General features: G+C 39.1%; 11 protein-coding genes. All 11 read left to right on the top strand.

Going from position 1 to position 16,707, the window contains the following annotated elements; all coding sequences use genetic code 11:
- Positions 1 to 368 precede the first annotated feature (368 nt).
- The 11 genes from PGN18_RS11340 (at position 369) to PGN18_RS11390 (ending at position 16,706) form a co-directional block, all read left to right on the top strand.
- Positions 369 to 704, top strand: a complete 336-nt coding sequence (locus PGN18_RS11340; RefSeq protein ID WP_335319605.1) for a DUF1475 family protein — start codon at positions 369 to 371, stop codon at positions 702 to 704.
- An 87-nt stretch (positions 705 to 791) separates the two neighbouring features.
- Complete coding sequence (locus PGN18_RS11345; protein WP_335319606.1) at positions 792 to 1,607, top strand: DUF1295 domain-containing protein; 816 nt, start codon at positions 792 to 794, stop codon at positions 1,605 to 1,607.
- Positions 1,608 to 1,723: 116 nt separating this feature from the next.
- Entirely contained in the window at positions 1,724 to 2,755 is a 1,032-nt protein-coding gene (locus tag PGN18_RS11350; RefSeq protein ID WP_335319607.1) for an SAM-dependent methyltransferase, read from the top strand.
- A gap of 100 nt (positions 2,756 to 2,855) precedes the next feature.
- Positions 2,856 to 4,133 (top strand): NAD(P)/FAD-dependent oxidoreductase, encoded by a 1,278-nt coding sequence (locus tag PGN18_RS11355; RefSeq protein WP_335319608.1) that lies wholly within the window; start codon positions 2,856 to 2,858, stop codon positions 4,131 to 4,133.
- A 178-nt stretch (positions 4,134 to 4,311) separates the two neighbouring features.
- Positions 4,312 to 4,605, top strand: coding sequence for a four helix bundle protein (locus tag PGN18_RS11360; RefSeq protein WP_335319609.1), 294 nt, complete (start codon positions 4,312 to 4,314; stop codon positions 4,603 to 4,605).
- 117 nt (positions 4,606 to 4,722) lie between these two features.
- Positions 4,723 to 5,556, top strand: coding sequence for a DUF1365 domain-containing protein (locus PGN18_RS11365; protein ID WP_335319610.1), 834 nt, complete (start codon positions 4,723 to 4,725; stop codon positions 5,554 to 5,556).
- Between the two features lie 10 nt (positions 5,557 to 5,566).
- Positions 5,567 to 6,805, top strand: coding sequence for a cyclopropane-fatty-acyl-phospholipid synthase family protein (locus tag PGN18_RS11370; RefSeq protein WP_335319611.1), 1,239 nt, complete (start codon positions 5,567 to 5,569; stop codon positions 6,803 to 6,805).
- A 203-nt stretch (positions 6,806 to 7,008) separates the two neighbouring features.
- Positions 7,009 to 9,465 carry a TonB-dependent receptor domain-containing protein gene (locus tag PGN18_RS11375; protein ID WP_335319612.1) on the top strand — a complete coding sequence of 819 codons (2,457 nt, stop codon included), beginning with the start codon at positions 7,009 to 7,011 and terminating at the stop codon, positions 9,463 to 9,465.
- 493 nt (positions 9,466 to 9,958) lie between these two features.
- Positions 9,959 to 13,087, top strand: coding sequence for a SusC/RagA family TonB-linked outer membrane protein (locus PGN18_RS11380; protein WP_335319613.1), 3,129 nt, complete (start codon positions 9,959 to 9,961; stop codon positions 13,085 to 13,087).
- A gap of 12 nt (positions 13,088 to 13,099) precedes the next feature.
- A complete protein-coding gene (locus PGN18_RS11385) occupies positions 13,100 to 14,536 on the top strand; it encodes a SusD/RagB family nutrient-binding outer membrane lipoprotein (protein WP_335319614.1) in 1,437 nt (478 codons plus the stop codon).
- Between the two features lie 85 nt (positions 14,537 to 14,621).
- The gene (locus tag PGN18_RS11390; protein WP_335319615.1) at positions 14,622 to 16,706 is read left to right on the top strand and encodes a S9 family peptidase; all 2,085 of its coding nucleotides are present in this window, start codon (positions 14,622 to 14,624) and stop codon (positions 16,704 to 16,706) included.
- The last annotated feature ends 1 nt before the right edge of the window (position 16,707 follow it).

The following is a 16,707-nucleotide window of genomic DNA, read 5'->3' on the forward strand; positions in this document are numbered from 1 at the left end:
TTTTCCTTACTTACATTGTTCTCTGTTAACTAAACCTGACAGAAGTGGAAATCTTTTTTGCTTGCAGTAAACTAAACAGACCCCGTTGAGGTACGAAGCATCTGCAACCTATAAAATAGATGTCTGCGTATAAGCACAATAGCATTCCAAAAAGATTGAGGCACAAGCATAAGTACGGGCGAGAATGCAAGACTATGGTAACCGAAACAAACAGAACCTTGCTTTCCAAAAAAAAACATCAATATTTAGCTAGTGAGGCAAATAAATACCCGGCGTTTTGTAGCTTTAGGCGACGGCTTTTACGATCAAATCTCTTTTACCTATCTTAACGTATATATTCCAGTCTGTTAAAAAACTTAAGATATCCTATGATCAACCTCCTCAAAATTATTTTCTCTGCACTGTTGGTTTTTATGTGTTATAAAGTCATTAGCACTTCGTTAGAAAGTAACCTGTTCGAGCAATGGAATTTCCTGGGGAGCATTCCCTGGATGCGCGCTACGCTATGGGATTTTTATGCTAACATCTTCATCATCAGCCTATGGATGTTTTATAAAGAAAAAAGCATTATTCTTAAAATCTCTATAACCATTTTGTTCGTATGTTTAGGTAGCATAGCAACCCTTGCATATGTTTTATTGTATTTATTCAAACTAAAAGATGGCGAAGGTGTTAAAGAATTGCTTTTAAGGCGTGAGCAGTAGAGTCAAGGTGTAAGTGTCTTAAAGGGAGTTTATTTATAGCAAAGCTGATTTTGGCTTTCAGGCCTGAAACCTTTTACCTTAAACCTTATGCCGCTCCAAACAGGACATCTACTATTCATCGCCCTCATTTCGCTTATTGCATGCTGTTTTATTATGGCCATGGTTTGGCTTTGGGCAAAGAAAATTAAAAATGCAGGGGTGGTTGATGTTTTCTGGGCGCTGAATTTCCCGGTAATAACCATGATCACGTTTTTTTTATCTGATGGTTACGATCCCCGAAAGATTTTAATCTGCGGGATGTTCCTACTGGCCGAGTTACGCCTGGGCATTCACCTTTGGCAACGTGTGATTGGACATTTAGATGAGGAAGAGGGAAGGTATGTGCAGTTGCGTACAGAATGGGGAGACAAAGCTGATCGCAATTTCTTTGTGTTTTTTCAGTTTCAGGCCATCTCAAATGTAATACTGGCGATTCCTTTTTTTATCATCACCGCAAATCAATCGCAGGCCATTTCCTTTTTGGAATATGCGGGTGCACTGATTTGGGTAATTGCTTTTTTTGGAGAAATGATTGCCGACAGACAGCTTGCCGCCTTTAAAAAAGATCCGCTCAACAGAGGCAAAGTGTGCGACACCGGTTTATGGTACTATAGCCGCCACCCTAACTATTTTTTTGAATGGTTGACCTGGATGGGTTATTTCATTTTTGCGCTGGCATCGCCACGGGGAATTCTAGCCATCATTAGCCCGGCGGTGATATTGTATTTATTAACCAGAGTTACCGGTGTGCCAAACAATGAAGAGCAGAACCTGAGGAGCAAACCTATCGCTTATAAAAGATACCAGGAAACAACAAGTGCCTTTTTTCCGTGGTGGAAAAAGGATGGAAGAAGCAAAATTTGATAGAGTGGAAGGGAACGCAACCTGTAAATCCATCAACCTTCTCACATCGTACATTAACCTAAACTTTACATCATATATTTCTATTACACGTAAACCTTTAACCTTCCAACCTCAAAATGTGGTACGATAAACTGTTAGAAAACGACAAACTTCCGGATACGGCCTTACGTATAGGCATTAGAAAATTATGCAAACAGCGCCTGGATGATGAAACGCTGGACAATGAAGAATTGCAGCAGGAAAAATTTATGGATCTGGTTGATGAGCTGAAGCAATCACCGATTGCGGTACATACAACCGATGCCAATGAACAGCATTACGAATTGCCAACCGAATTTTTTCAGTACTGTTTGGGTAAGAATTTAAAATATAGCAGTGGTTACTGGAAACCAGGCGTTAAAGATATTGATACTTCTGAAGAAGATATGTTGGCCTTAACCTGCAAAAGGGCCGATTTGCAAAACCGACAGAATGTTTTAGAACTGGGCTGTGGCTGGGGATCGCTATCGCTGTATATGGCAACTAAATTTCCAGAAAGTACCTTCACAGTCGTGTCTAACTCGGCTACGCAAAAAATCTTTATTGATGAAAAGACAAAGCAGCTTGGAATCCAAAACCTGACTGTATTAACCGCAGATATGAATACGTTTACCATTGCCGATACATTCGATAGGGTAGTTTCTGTAGAAATGTTTGAGCATATGCGCAACTATAAATTTTTGCTTAATAAGGTTGCTTCCTTTTTGAAGCCTGATGGAAAGCTGTTTGTACACATTTTTACGCACAAAAGCCTGGCCTACAAGTTTGAGGTGATTGATGAAACCGACTGGATGAGCAAATACTTTTTTACCGGCGGGATTATGCCTTCTAACCACTTGTTTTTCTATTTTAACGACGACGTCAAAATCGATAAACATTGGGTAGTAAATGGAACTCATTATGGTAAAACAGCTGAAGCCTGGTTAAGCAATATGGATAAACATAAAAAAGAAATCATGCCAATTTTAGAAACTACTTATGGCAAAGATCAGGCGGTGAGATGGTGGGTATATTGGAGGCTGTTTTACATGTCGTGCGCTGAACTGTTCAATTATAACAAAGGAAACGAATGGATGGTATGCCATTATTTGTTTGAAAAGAATAAATAATGTAAGAGGTAAGGATGTAAGATGGACAATGGAGGTAGCGATACGCCCATCATCTGTCTTACATCATCTATTTTCCATATCACATATTACATTTTTCATCATGAAAACACTCGCCATTATCGGCTCAGGAATAGCAGGCATGGGTTGTGCACACAAACTGCAGCATCGATATGATATTACGCTTTTCGAAGAAGCAGATTATATCGGTGGACATACCAATACCATTACGCTCGAGGAGGATGGTCAGTCCATATATCTGGATAGTGGTTTTATGGTTTTTAACTATCAAACTTATCCGAACCTGACAGAAATGTTTGCGGAGATTGATGCGCCGGTAATGAAGACTGATATGTCTTTCAGTGTACAGTTTCTACCTAAAAAGTTAGAATACAGCGGCTCAAGTTTGAACCATCTTTTTGCACAGCGGAAAAACCTGTTTAATATTTCTTATTTAAAAATGTTGATGCAGATTAACCGCTTTAACAAGCAAAGTATAGAGATTTTGGATAAACCTGAATACCAGGCCTATTCGATCGGACAATTTTTCAAAAGGTTCGGCTACAGTGACGATATGCTATGGCAATACCTCATCCCGATGAGTGCTGCGGTTTGGAGTGCACCGATGGAGCAGATTCTGGATTTCCCGGCGGTGACCTTAATCCGCTTCTTTAAAAATCACGGATTCTTAGGCTTAGATACACAACATCAATGGTATACACTGCAAAATGGCAGTCAGGCTTATCGTGAAAAACTGATCGCTCCTTTTCGCGACAGGATCAAGATCAATACTAAAATTGTTGCGGTAAAACGTTTAGAAAATGGTAAAGTTGAAGTAGAAAACCAAAAGGGCGAAAGATTCGAATTTGATAAGGTAATTATGGCCAGTCATGCCGACCAGACTTTTGAAATCGTAAAAGATAAAACAGCTTTAGAAACGGAATTACTTTCCAAGTTTAAATACCAGTTAAACAAAGCCGTAGTGCATACCGATGAAAAGCAGATGCCCGAAGCCAAATTAGCCTGGAGCAGCTGGAATTACCGGGTAGAAATGCAAGGCGATAAATTGTTGCCCAGTACCATTTATTGGATGAATAATTTACAGAGCGTTTCAAAAAAGCAGAATTACTTTGTTTCCATTAATCCCACAGATACCTTAAATCCGGATAAAATTATTAAAGAAATTGATTACCACCACCCATTGTTTGATGTTCCGGCCATGCAGGCGCAGGCGCTTTTGCACAAGCTAAACGAAACCGGGCCTATTTATTATTGCGGAAGTTATTTTAAATATGGTTTTCATGAAGACGCTTATAAAAGTGCGGTAGATTTGTGCTCCATGATGGAAAATGGAAGAGGTAAGGGGGATGACGGATCTTGATAGGAAATGGAAGAGGTGAGATGGATGATGCGGGTTGATGTAAATGGAAGATGTGAAATGAGCTATCTCATGACTATTTACCTGATTCCACTATCCATCTTATATTTTTACATCTTACATTTTTTTATTAGCTTTAGGTAAATCATCCTTAGAAATTTTACTTTTTAAACTTTTTAAGATGAACGAAAAAACAACCCACTTATTAGAGAAAACATTTCGTTTCGGCGTTGATGTTTTAAAGTTTTTAGGCACGTTGCCTTACAATTTTATCTATAAGGTGCCTATGTTGCAGTTAAGTAGATGTTCAACCTCGATTGGTGCAAATTACGAAGAAGCACAAGGAGCTGTAAGTAAAAGAGACTTTAGTCATAAGATAGGAATTTCATATAGAGAAGCTAGAGAAAGTGTGTATTGGTTACGCACCCTGAATGAGCTATATCAAGATGAAAAATATCAGGCAGATTTCGAGTGACTTAAAGCTGAAGCTGTAGAACTAAAAAAGATATTTACCTCGATCAAAATCTCTTCCAGTAAGTAATTCGTAAGCAATAAACGAATTGAGGTTACTCCATCACATTTAGCATTGAAAATGAATATTCCTTCATCCATCTCACATCTTACATCAAGCATTTACACCGCAAAAGTCATGCACCACCGCCTGGCACCCAAAAAACATTCTTTTTGGTATAGCGTGTATATGTTTTATATCGATCTGGATGAGCTGGATCTGCTTGCGAATAAACTCAGCTGGTTCAGTCGGAATAAATTTAACCTCTTTTCTTTTCGCGATGCAGAACACCTCCAACTTCCAAGAGAAAATCCCGATAAAACCAAAAATACACGTCAGCATTTAGAAGCTTATTTACAAGAAAATAGTGTCGACGGTAGCAGGCTTAAAATAAAATTGCTTACTAACCTCAATGTGTTGGGTTATAACTTTAATCCCGTTTCTTTTTATTATTGCTTTGATGAGCAGGACAATCCGGTATGTTGTGTGGCCGAAATCAGTAATACCTACCGGGAAATGAAACTTTTCTTCTTTGGAAAAGATGAATTGCATGGTGATACCTTCAAAAAAATCACGGCCAAATATTTTTATGTTTCACCATTTATCGATCACGACGATGCATTCGATTTTAAATTAAAAGTTCCTGCTGATACACTGGATATTAAAATTGATGATCTGGATAAGCATGGCAATCGCTTTTTTATTAGTACACTAATGGGAACAAAGAAACCGCTAACCAATGCTGCTTTGTTGCGGTATTTTCTTTCTATGCCTTTAATTCCGTTACAGATCATGGGGATGATCCACTGGCAAGCTTTTAAACTTTGGATAAAAAAAATACCCTTTCATCCAAAAGCCAAAAACCCTGAGTTGCAACGCAACGTATATAAACCCTATAAGCCACAAATAAAATAGATTAAAGATTATGAATACGCTTACTGCCACCAAAACATCAAAAGGGTTTTTCGAAAGGGCTGTGCTGAATGCACTTTCTAAAATGACATTGGGCAAATTGGAACTTTCATTGCCGAATGGCGAAACATTGGTTTTTGGAAACGGGGAACATAAAATTGAAGCGCATATCCAGGTTAACCACCCAGATTTCTTTAAATCCATTGCACTTTATGGTGATATCGGTTTTGGTGAAGGCTATACGGCTGGCCTTTGGGATACCACAAATATTACCAACGTGATTAAATGGGTAATCTTGAATATTGAAAATGCCCCCTCAGTAACCGGGAGTAAGGTCAATTCCGTTGCGCTGAATATTTTTAAATGGATAAACAAAATCTACCATGTGCGCAGGGCAAATACTTTGGCCGGATCGCAGAAAAACATTGCGGAGCACTACGATCTGAACAATGATTTTTTTGCCACTTTTTTGGATAAAACCATGACCTATTCAAGCGGTTATTTTAACCCCGATTATCTGAGTTTGGAAGACTCGCAATACGCCAAATACGATCGCCTGGCTAGGCAGTTAAAAATTAAGCCTACTGACCACGTATTGGAAATCGGAAGTGGCTGGGGCGGTAATGCCATTTTTTTAGCCAAAAAATATGGCTGTAAAGTCACTTCTGTTACCATTTCTAAAGAACAGCAAAAATTGGCAATGGAGCGCGTACATGCGGAGGGATTGGCCGATAAAGTTTCCATTGTTATTCAGGATTATCGCAAAATTGAAGGTGCTTTTGATAAAATTGTATCCATTGAAATGCTTGAGGCTGTAGGACATCAATATTTAGAAACCTATTTCGAAAAGTGCCAGCAATTATTAAAACCAGACGGGATTTTTGCTTTTCAGGTGATTACCTCTCCAGATTGCAGGTATGATAAATTGAGAAATGGTGTAGACTGGATCCAAAAGCATATTTTTCCAGGTTCGCTTTTACCTTCAGTAGCAGCCATCAACAAAGCTATAAATGAAACCGGCGAGTTAACCATGGTTGATTTAAAAGATATGGGTTTGGATTATGCCCGTACTCTTCATTTATGGTTTGTTGAATTTAACAAAAACATTAGTAAAGTGAAAGCCTTGGGCTTTGATGAAGCCTTTATCCGCAAGTGGAACTATTACCTTAACTATTGTGAAGCTGCTTTTGCCATGCGCAATATTAATGTAATGCAAATGGTTTATTCAAGGCCTAACAATATTTCAAGGTAGGGAGGATGTAAAATGGAAGATGTAAAACGGAGGGTATAAAACAGTGGAGTGGAAATCCCATCTTCCATCTTACCTTTTACTTTTTTTACCGGTAAAAGTGTAGGTTTTGCCGATTAATTGATAGAGTTGGTGTAAAAAGTATGGCGTATTATTGTAACAAAATGCAATTTGCGCAGACTAATTACAAAAGACAAACTCTTGAAATGAAAAAACTTCTACTATTAAGCTTTATCCTTGGAATATTTTTTACTGCACATGCCCAGTTTCCTACTGGGGGGCTTGGTGGCGCGCCTAAAAAATCAACCGTTACCGGACGGATCACGGCCACTATCCTTGATTCATTAAATAAAAAACCAATTGATTATGCAACTGTTTCTTTGATTAGAGTAAAAGACAATAAATCGGTAAATGGTGGCGTAACCGACGAAAAAGGAAAACTAACCTTACAAAATGTTTCTCCTGATTCCTATAAACTAATGATTGGTTTTATGGGCTATAAAACCAAATCTATTTTGGTTACCACTACACCTTCTAAACCGGATAACAACATAGGAACGATTTATATTTCCGGATCAGAAAATACTTTGGCCGATGTTCAGGTACAGGGTACTAAAGCTGTTATCGAAAACAAGATTGATAGAATGGTTTACAATGCTGAAGCCGATGGAACGAATGCCGGGGGCGATGCTACGGATGTAATGCGTAAAGTGCCGATGTTATCGGTGGATGTTGATGGTAATGTTCAGTTACGTGGTGGTGCAGTTCGTGTATTGATTAATGGTAAGCCATCGGGAACGATGGCCAGCAGCGTTGCTGACGCCTTAAAAATGATCCCGGCAGAGCAGATTAAAAGTGTAGAGGTAATTACCAGCCCGTCAGCTAAATACGATGCAGAAGGATCGGGCGGTATTATCAATATCATCACCAAAAAATCGAATGCGCAAGGAGTAAGCGGAACCTTTAATGCTTCAGTAGGGACACGACAAAATAACGGTGCGTTTAACCTCACTGCAAAAACTGGTCGATTAAGTGTCAATACCAGTTTAGGCACCAATTTAGCTTATGCGCAGAAATCGAGGGTGCAATTCGAAAACAATACCCGTATTGATAGTTTAACGAAAACTACGTTTAACAATATTGCACAGGATGGCTACTCGAAATGGAGTCGAAATGGTTATAATGGAAGTGTAGGTGCGGATTATGATTTTAATGCTTATAACAACCTGAGTTCTAACTTGAAATACAATAACTTTTCAAACGGAGGACCAGGAAGTGCTGATTACATCATTAATGGTGTGCCATCTGTTAATAAAAGTAACATGGATATGGGTTTCAGTAATTTTGACTGGAACGTAGATTATAAACATACAACCAAAAAAGAAGGCGAAGAATTTACCGTTTCAGGTCAGTTATCAACCGGAAGAAATACTACAGAATTTCAGAACGAAATATTAGGTTCTGCATTTAAGCCTATTGATAACAGTAACACAGGTAAAAACAAAGAATATACTGCACAAACCGACTACACCTATCCATTCAGCAAATCGACTATTTTAGAGGTGGGTGTTAAAGGTATTTTCAGGAATATCAGCAGTGAATTTAGCAATGAGAGTGAAGGTGATTTCGATTACGACCAAAATGTAGCATCGGCTTACGGTGTGATCAGCTTCAAATTAAGTAAAAAATTAAATTTTAAAGGGGGTTTGAGATCAGAATATACCAGCATCAGTTTCAATACCGAAAAAGCTGGCATACGGAAAAACGATTATTTTAACCTGTTTCCAAGTGCAATCATTTCGCAAACACTTAAAGGAAATGCAACATTGAAATTAAGTTATAACCGCAGGGTACAGAGGCCAAGTTTATCTTACTTAAATCCTTTCCGTAACGAGAGCGATCCTTTTAATGTTAGAGAAGGAAGACCTGATCTGAGCCCCGAGTTAAGTGATAACCTGGAGTTGGGCTACTCAACTTTTATCAAAGGTTCGGTAATTAATGCTTCGGTATTTTATCGCCGTACCGGAGGAGTTATTGAGAGCTCAATTAGTTCTTTTAAAGAAAACGGAGTGGATAAAACTTTAACAAGCTTTATTAACGTGGGAGTGGCCCAAACTTATGGTGCCAATGTTTTTGCATCTTACAACCCTAAACCAAAATGGACTTTAATGACCAACCTTGGGGTAAATACTTATGAGGTAAGCAATAGTTTAACCGGTGTAAGCACAGGAACATTTTTAAACTATAACATATTTGGCCGATCTGCCTATGGCTTTGGTAAAGGTTACAATTTCGAATTGTTTGGTGTGGTAAACTCGCCAAGAAGAACTTATCAGGGTAAAACAGACGCAATGGTATTTTATGGCGCATCATTTAAGAAAGACATCCTAAACAAAAAAGGATCGATAGGCATAAACACTTTAAATCCGTTTACTAGAGATCTACATATCAAAACGGTTAATAATTCAGTCACTACCGAGGGCAACAAAATTAGTACGCTTTATCAAAGTACCAATATATATTATCCATTGCGTTCGTTCGGTGTAAACTTTAGTTATTCTTTTGGTAAACTTAAATTTACGGAGAAGAAAAAGATCAAAAACGATGATATCAAACAAGACCAGCAACAAGGTGGCGGCGGAATACAACAACAGCAACAATAAAATTAATATAAGTAAATAGCTAAGGCCTCCCGATCAAAATGGGAGGCTTTTTTGTTTTCAAGAGAAACCACGGGCTTTCAAACGATTCTACTGGCATATGTCTTAAATAAGCTAAGGCTACCTGGGTAGTGTAAAATCTGACAAATTTTTTGAGTGCGTAAAAAGTCTGATCACCTAAGTCACATTGGGCATAACTTATTTATTTCATTTGAGACTTTTACCAGTTTAACAGGACAATCTGTAAAACTGTTGCTTTAGTGCGATATTGTTAATTTTTGGAGTCATATTTGAACGTATTTTAACTTATTTGCAATTTTTATTTAAGTTTTTGCGCTATTTTGAGTAGCTATTCTGGTTATTTGTGCAGGACATCTTAATTTGTAATGTAAAAAATACCTTAAATTGGATGTTGCTGTGTATTTTATGTGTTTTTATGTCGTTAAAAACTTATATTGCAATTAACTAACAAACCATTATCCTTAATCATCCAGATATGAGAAAAATCTTTACATCACTTTTTTTTCTATGCATTTTACTCACTGGCCTGAGCACTTTGGCCCAGGTAAAAACCATAACAGGCAAAATTACTTCTTCTGATGATGGTGGTCCGTTACCCGGAGTAAGTATAAAAATTAAGGGTACTGCAACGGGGGCTTCAACTGATAGTAATGGTAGTTTTACTATTCAGGCGCCATCGCCTCGTGCCATTCTTGTCATCAGTCTTATTGGTTATAAAACACAGGAAATTACGGTTGGCAGTAAAACCACAATTAATGCGGTTTTAGCTTCAGATGCGCAGGAATTGCAGGAAGTAACCATTTCAACAGCTCTCGGGATCACACGGCAGGCTAAATCTTTAGGCTATGCCGCACAAACGGTAAATGATAAAGACCTTAATTTTAATCACCAGCCAAACTTGATCAATGCCTTGCAAGGAAAAGTAGCAGGTGCAACCATATCCAGTACAGGCGGTGGCCCCGGACAGGGAGCAAGCATTAAAATCAGGGGAATTAACTCCATAGATCCTAATATTCCGAGTGATCCTTTATATGTAATTGATGGAGTACAGATTGATAATACCACCTCAACATTTGGCGCTAATCCGGGAGGAACAGCCTACGGTGCGAGAGGTGTAAGCAACAGGGCTTCGGACGTGAATCCTGAAGATATCGAAACCATCAATATTTTAAAAGGTGGGGCGGCAACTGCGTTATATGGTTTAAGGGGGGCAAATGGCGTTGTTGTAATTACCACAAAAAAAGGAAAGGCTGGCGGATTTAATATTAATCTCAATAGTACTTATGGCTTTGATAACGTATTGATCAGTCCTGATGTTCAGTCAGAATATACACAGGGTGTTAGAGGTGTTTATACCAATCCGCCTGCAGGTATCGGACCGGCGTGGGGACCAACTATCGCTGAGGCAAAATTGATAGATCCAACACATCCTGACCAGCTATACAATAATTATAAACAGGCATTTGGAACAGGACAACAGATTAAAAATTCGGTTTCGGTTGCAGGCGGAAGCGACGCAATTAAATTCTTTTCATCAGTTTCTCAACTTTACCAGAAAGGCATGATGCCCAATACTGATTATAAAAATTTTTCCGCAAGGTTAAATACCGATTTTACCATCAGCCCTAAACTTAAAGCTTCGGTAAATATGAATTTTAACAATTCTGGCGGTTATACTTATAGTGCGGACAGATTTGGTGAAGGTTTGGCCTATTGGTCGCCACGATATGATGTGGCTAATTCTGAAAATCCTGACGGTACACAGGTTTACCTGGGAACTAACAATCCAATATGGGGAACAGCGAATAATAAATTGAAAGGTGATGTAAACCGTTTTATTGGTGGAGCGAGCATAGTATATGAGCCTGTTAAGTGGTTAAATTTTGCGTATCGTTTTGGCGTAGATACTTATAATGACAATAGGGTTAGAACGGCGCGGGGGCCGATGTTTACCGGCGAAAATGTTTATGATAACGAATTTGGTTTTTATGGCGAATACAACACCAAATTCAGAACTTTGAACAGCACATTTGTAGCAACATTCAGTACGAAAATAGCTGAAGGCCTAAATGGTACTTTAAGGGTTGGACAAGAAGTGTATGATAAGCGGGTTAAGGATGTGGGTGTGCTGGGAAGTCAGCTGAGTATTTATAATTTCTTTAACCTTGGGAATGCAAAAGTGTTAACACCATCTCAAACCATAACAGAAAAAAGATTGGTCGGTTATTTTGGAGAGGCCACTTTAGACTATAATAATTATCTTTTTTTAACCCTTACTGGTAGGAATGATATCACCTCAACTTTGCCAAAAGATAACAGATCTTTCTTTTATCCATCAGCAAGTTTGAGTTATGTGTTTTCGGATCATTTTAAACTCCCTACAGCAATTAGCCAGGCTAAATTAAGATTATCTTATGCACAGATCGGTAAAGATGCATCAGAATATGCTACCTCTTCTGGTTTTACTAATTATGTCAATCTGCCAACAGGTACAACTGGCCTAACCATTTCATCAAATCTTGGAAATCCAACGCTTAGGCCTGAATTTACGAACTCCTTTGAGGCTGGTTTAGAAATGTCGTTCCTGAAAAATCGTTTAGGATTCGACTTCACTTATTATTATTCACTAAGTAAAGATCAGATTGTACGCGCACAGGTTTCTTCTGCTACGGGTTATGTTTCATCTTTTATTAATGCAGGAGATATACGAAATAGAGGAGTGGAACTGGTTATTAATGGAAAACCGATCGTTACTGAACAATTTAAATGGGATGTAAACCTAAACCTTTCGGCGAATAGGAATAAAGTATTAACCATGCCAAACGGTATAAAAGAACTGGTTTACGGTGCGGCCAGAGGCTATGGAAATGCGGGTGTAACTATGAAATTAATTGAAGGTCAGCCATATGGAAATATATACGGAAGTTATTTTACCCGATATTCTCCTCAGGCACAGGATCCGGTATTCTTGGATAAAAATCTTCCATTATTGATTGGGGCTAATGGCTTTCCTGTAATCTCTGGTGGGCAACAGCGCTTACTTGGTAACTCACAGCCAGATTATGTTATCGGTTTAGGTAATACTTTCAGGTATAAACAATTCAGTTTAAATGTGCTTTTTGATGCCCGTTTGGGTTTTGAAAAATATAATTGGCTCGAAGATTTTTATGCTGCTTTCGGATTGCCTGATTATACTGCCGACAGAAGATCTTATAAAGTATTTGAAGGTATATTAGCAAATGGAACACCAAATACCAAACCAGTTTGGTTGGGACAAAATACAGTGGATGGGGTAGATTATGGGGAGGGTTATTACCGTGTATACTATAGAAACGTCTCTGAACCATTTGTTTCCGATGCTTCGTGGGTACGTTTACGTTCTGCAAGTTTAAGCTATGCACTTCCGGCAAAATGGCTTCCGGCTAAAACAATAAAGTCTGCAAGTTTATCAGTAACAGGAAATAACCTTTGGCTTTGGACAAAATATTATGGTGTAGATCCAGAATCCAGTTCTTTTGATTCAGGCAGCAACAATGATGGATCCGCCGGTTTTACTTACCCGAGTGCTAGAACTATTCTTTTCTCTATTAATGTTGGTTTTTAAAAAGGAAATAAGATGCAAAAAAATATTAAATATATAGTACTTCCAGCTTTGGTAGCTATAATACTAGGTTTGCAAAGCTGTAAAGATAGCTACTTTGATAAACTGGCCGACAATCCAAATCAGGTAACTGTGCCAACACTACCATCGCTATTGGCTACCTCAACTGCAAAGGCGGGCATAAATAATTATAATGTTGCTAGCGTAATCGTACCTTATGTACAATATACTGCAAACCCAACCGCAAGTGCAGCGGGTGATACCTATCAATCTATTGATTTCAGTGCCACCTGGGACGCACTTTATTTCGCTATGGCCGATGCCAGCGAAATGAAAAAACTGGCTATATCACAGGAATCAAGTGAATACAGGGGTGTTGCAGATGTACTTATTGCCTATAACCTGATCATGGTTAACGACTTATGGGGTAATGCTCCCTTTTCTCAGGCTTTCGACGTAACTAACTTTACACCTAAATATGACAGCGGACAAGAGGTTTACAATCAAAGCATGGCGCTTGTAGACGAAGCTATTGTAGAGCTTTCAAAAACAAATGCAACGGTTAAATTAACTCCTGCAAACGACCTCATTTATGGGGCATCTGCCGCGACCGAACGCGCTAACTGGTTAAAATTTGCATACGCGCTTAAAGCAAGGCTGTTAAATAAGGTAAGTAAAACATCAGCTTATAACCCAACGGCGGTACTTAATGCTGTAAGTAACTCTTTTGCTTCAAATGCTGATGATGCAGCAATGGGAAGTTTTGTGATCAGAAATTTTTGGGCAAGCGTAGCCATTGCAAATGCTTCACAATCTTTAGGTGGATGGCTTTCTGAACAACTTATTGATCAGCTTAACGGAGCCACATATGGTTTATTCGATCCTAGAATTGCTAAAATAACCGATAAAACCATTAATAACGTTTATATAGGTACAGTAAACGGTGCAGGCAACCGGGGCACAGCCGGAAATACGACTAAAGACGAATGTTATATCTCGGTCAACTCTCCCTGGACAAGTGCAACATCCCCAATATTTATTGCAACCTATGCTGAATTAAAGTTTATTGAGGCGGAGGCTGCATTAACTATTGATAGAGCAAGGGCTTATACTGCTTATTTAGCTGCAATTGGTGCCAATATGGATAAATTTCAGGTGGCAGCTGCTGATAAAGCAACTTATCTGGCCGATCCGCGAGTAGCAGTCGGTGAGGCTGCATTAACCAAAGATTTAATTTTAAAAGAAAAGTATATTGCAACTTATCTAAATCCGGAAGCATGGAACGATGCCCGCAGATACGATTATAGATACAAGGATTTTACGCTCCCGGTAAATGCTGTGCTAACTGATTTTATACGCCGTTTAGATTACCCACAAGGAGAAAGAAGTAAAAATGGTGCAAATGTGCCTGCTGATGTACCACGCACAACCAAACTTTGGTGGGATCAGTAACATTCTTATAAAAAACAGTAATGAGAGTCCTAACTGCACATCGGTTAGGGCTTTTTTTTATAATTTATCCACTCAATATCAGGTAATGAAAAAATCGCTGCTTGTACTGCTCATACTAATATCCGCCGCTAAAGTTTTTGCGCAAAAATTTACACTGAAATCAGTTTTAAGCTATCCTTTTCCAACCCAGTTGGTCGCCGCGCCTGTAGGTGCCAAAATTGCCTGGGCAGCAAATGAGCAAGGAAAAAGGAATATTTACGTAGCGCAGGCGCCAGGTTATAAAGCCATCAAAATTACAGATTATATAGAAGATGATGGGCAGGAACTAACCAGCTTATCTATTTCTGCCGATGGAAAATGGATTGTATTTGTGCGTGGCGGAGATCATGGAGGTAGAGATGGCGGACCGGTTAATGCAAACTCCTCGCCAATTGCACCTAAAGTGCAGGTATTTAGCGTGCCTTTTGAGGGAGGTAAAGTAGTGACTTTAGGCGAAGGTGATCATCCGGTAATTTCGCCTAGCAGCGACCAGGTTATTTTTGCTAAAAGTGGTCAGGTAATGATTAGTGCTGTTGATGGAACATCAGCGGCTAAAAGCCTGTTTCATGCCAAAGGAATAAACGGAGCCTATAAATGGTCGCCTGACGGGAAAAAAATTGCTTTTATTTCAAACCGAAGTGATCACTCCTTTTTAGGGGTTTATACTGATCAGCAAACACCGGTTAAATGGCTATTGCCTTCATTTTCCAAAGACAATACACCGGTATGGTCTCCGGATGGAAAAAATCTTGCATTTGTCAGAACGCCTGGTGTTGGTGTTGAGACCGACTCTATTTTAACCAAAAAACATCAGCCCTGGGCCATATGGACGGTAAACGTAATTACAGGTGCGGGAAAAATGATCTGGAAAGCCCCAGAAACGTTACGCGGTTCTTTCCCCTCAATAGATGGTGGCGCAAACCTCTTATGGGCCGAGGGAAAAATTGTTTTTACCACTTATGAGGATGGCTGGCCGCATCTTTATGCCATCAATCCGGACGGATCAAAACGCTTGCTGCTCACGCCTGGCAATTTTGCGGTGGAGAACATTAAATTAAGTACTGATAAAAAAACATTGGTTTTTGCCGCCAATAAGGGTAAGGATACAGATGACATGGACAGAAGGCATATTTATAAAGTTTCAGTTGATCACGCCAATATGCAGCCCTTAACTTTTGGCAAGGGCATAGAAGCCTATCCAGTTATTGCGGCCGATAATCAAACTTTTTTTTGCCTGAGCGCTACTGCTGAAAGGCCCCTATTACCAGCACTGATCACTAAAGGAAAATCGCTTGAACTCATTGGTGAATCACTTCTTCCAAGTGATTTTCCGCTGAAAAATGTGGTAGTTCCTAAACACGTCAGCTTTAAAGCGGCAGATGGTAATACCGTTTATGGCCAGTTGTTTTCTTCAAAAACGACAGTTAAAAACCAACCAGCCATAGTTTATGTGCACGGCGGACCGCAAAGGCAGATGCTTTTAGGCTGGAATCCGATGGATTACTATTCAATAGATTATGCCTTAAATCAGTATTTGGTTAATTTAGGTTTTACTGTGCTCTCTGTAAACTACCGTTTAGGGACTGGCTATGGTTATGATTTTCATAAACCCTTAAACGCAGGGGAACAAGGCGCATCAGAATACCAGGATGTTAAGGCTGCTGGTGAATGGTTGGCTGCGCAGCCTAATGTCAATAAACAAAAAATCGGGATTTATGGAGGTTCTTATGGCGGTTATTTAACCGCGTTAGCGCTTGGAAAGGATTCTAAACTATTTGCTGCTGGTGTAGATATTCATGGTGTAAATAACCGGTTTACTACTTTGGAGCAAGAAGGTAGAAAACCTGCTCCTGACGCGGCACTTGCAGCAAAGATAGCCGAAGTATCGTCACCGGTAAGCTATATAAATACTTGGAATTCGCCGACATTGGTTATCCATGCAGATGACGACCGCAATGTCGCTTTTAACCAAAGTGTCGATCTCGTTAAACGTTTTGAAGATAAAAAGTTTGATTTTGAATTTTTGGCGATCCCCGATGATACCCACCACTGGATGAAATTTTCTAATGGCTTAAAAGTGAGTGAGGCAACCGCCGATTTTTTGAAACGAAAACTAATGGATAAAAAGTAAT

It is taken from the genome of Pedobacter terrae (assembly GCF_036946585.1).
Taxonomy (GTDB): domain Bacteria; phylum Bacteroidota; class Bacteroidia; order Sphingobacteriales; family Sphingobacteriaceae; genus Pedobacter; species Pedobacter terrae_C.

What these genes read in the sequence shown, in the direction of transcription:
- PGN18_RS11380 (WP_335319613.1), top strand. Translation starts at nt 9,959, where the DNA reads ATGAGAAAAATCTTTACATCACTTTTTTTTCTATGCATTTTACTCACT.
- PGN18_RS11365 (WP_335319610.1), top strand. Translation starts at nt 4,723, where the DNA reads ATGAATATTCCTTCATCCATCTCACATCTTACATCAAGCATTTACACC.
- PGN18_RS11375 (WP_335319612.1), top strand. Translation starts at nt 7,009, where the DNA reads ATGAAAAAACTTCTACTATTAAGCTTTATCCTTGGAATATTTTTTACT.
- PGN18_RS11385 (WP_335319614.1), top strand. Translation starts at nt 13,100, where the DNA reads ATGCAAAAAAATATTAAATATATAGTACTTCCAGCTTTGGTAGCTATA.
- PGN18_RS11345 (WP_335319606.1), top strand. Translation starts at nt 792, where the DNA reads ATGCCGCTCCAAACAGGACATCTACTATTCATCGCCCTCATTTCGCTT.
- PGN18_RS11340 (WP_335319605.1), top strand. Translation starts at nt 369, where the DNA reads ATGATCAACCTCCTCAAAATTATTTTCTCTGCACTGTTGGTTTTTATG.
- PGN18_RS11350 (WP_335319607.1), top strand. Translation starts at nt 1,724, where the DNA reads ATGTGGTACGATAAACTGTTAGAAAACGACAAACTTCCGGATACGGCC.
- PGN18_RS11370 (WP_335319611.1), top strand. Translation starts at nt 5,567, where the DNA reads ATGAATACGCTTACTGCCACCAAAACATCAAAAGGGTTTTTCGAAAGG.
- PGN18_RS11390 (WP_335319615.1), top strand. Translation starts at nt 14,622, where the DNA reads ATGAAAAAATCGCTGCTTGTACTGCTCATACTAATATCCGCCGCTAAA.
- PGN18_RS11360 (WP_335319609.1), top strand. Translation starts at nt 4,312, where the DNA reads ATGAACGAAAAAACAACCCACTTATTAGAGAAAACATTTCGTTTCGGC.
- PGN18_RS11355 (WP_335319608.1), top strand. Translation starts at nt 2,856, where the DNA reads ATGAAAACACTCGCCATTATCGGCTCAGGAATAGCAGGCATGGGTTGT.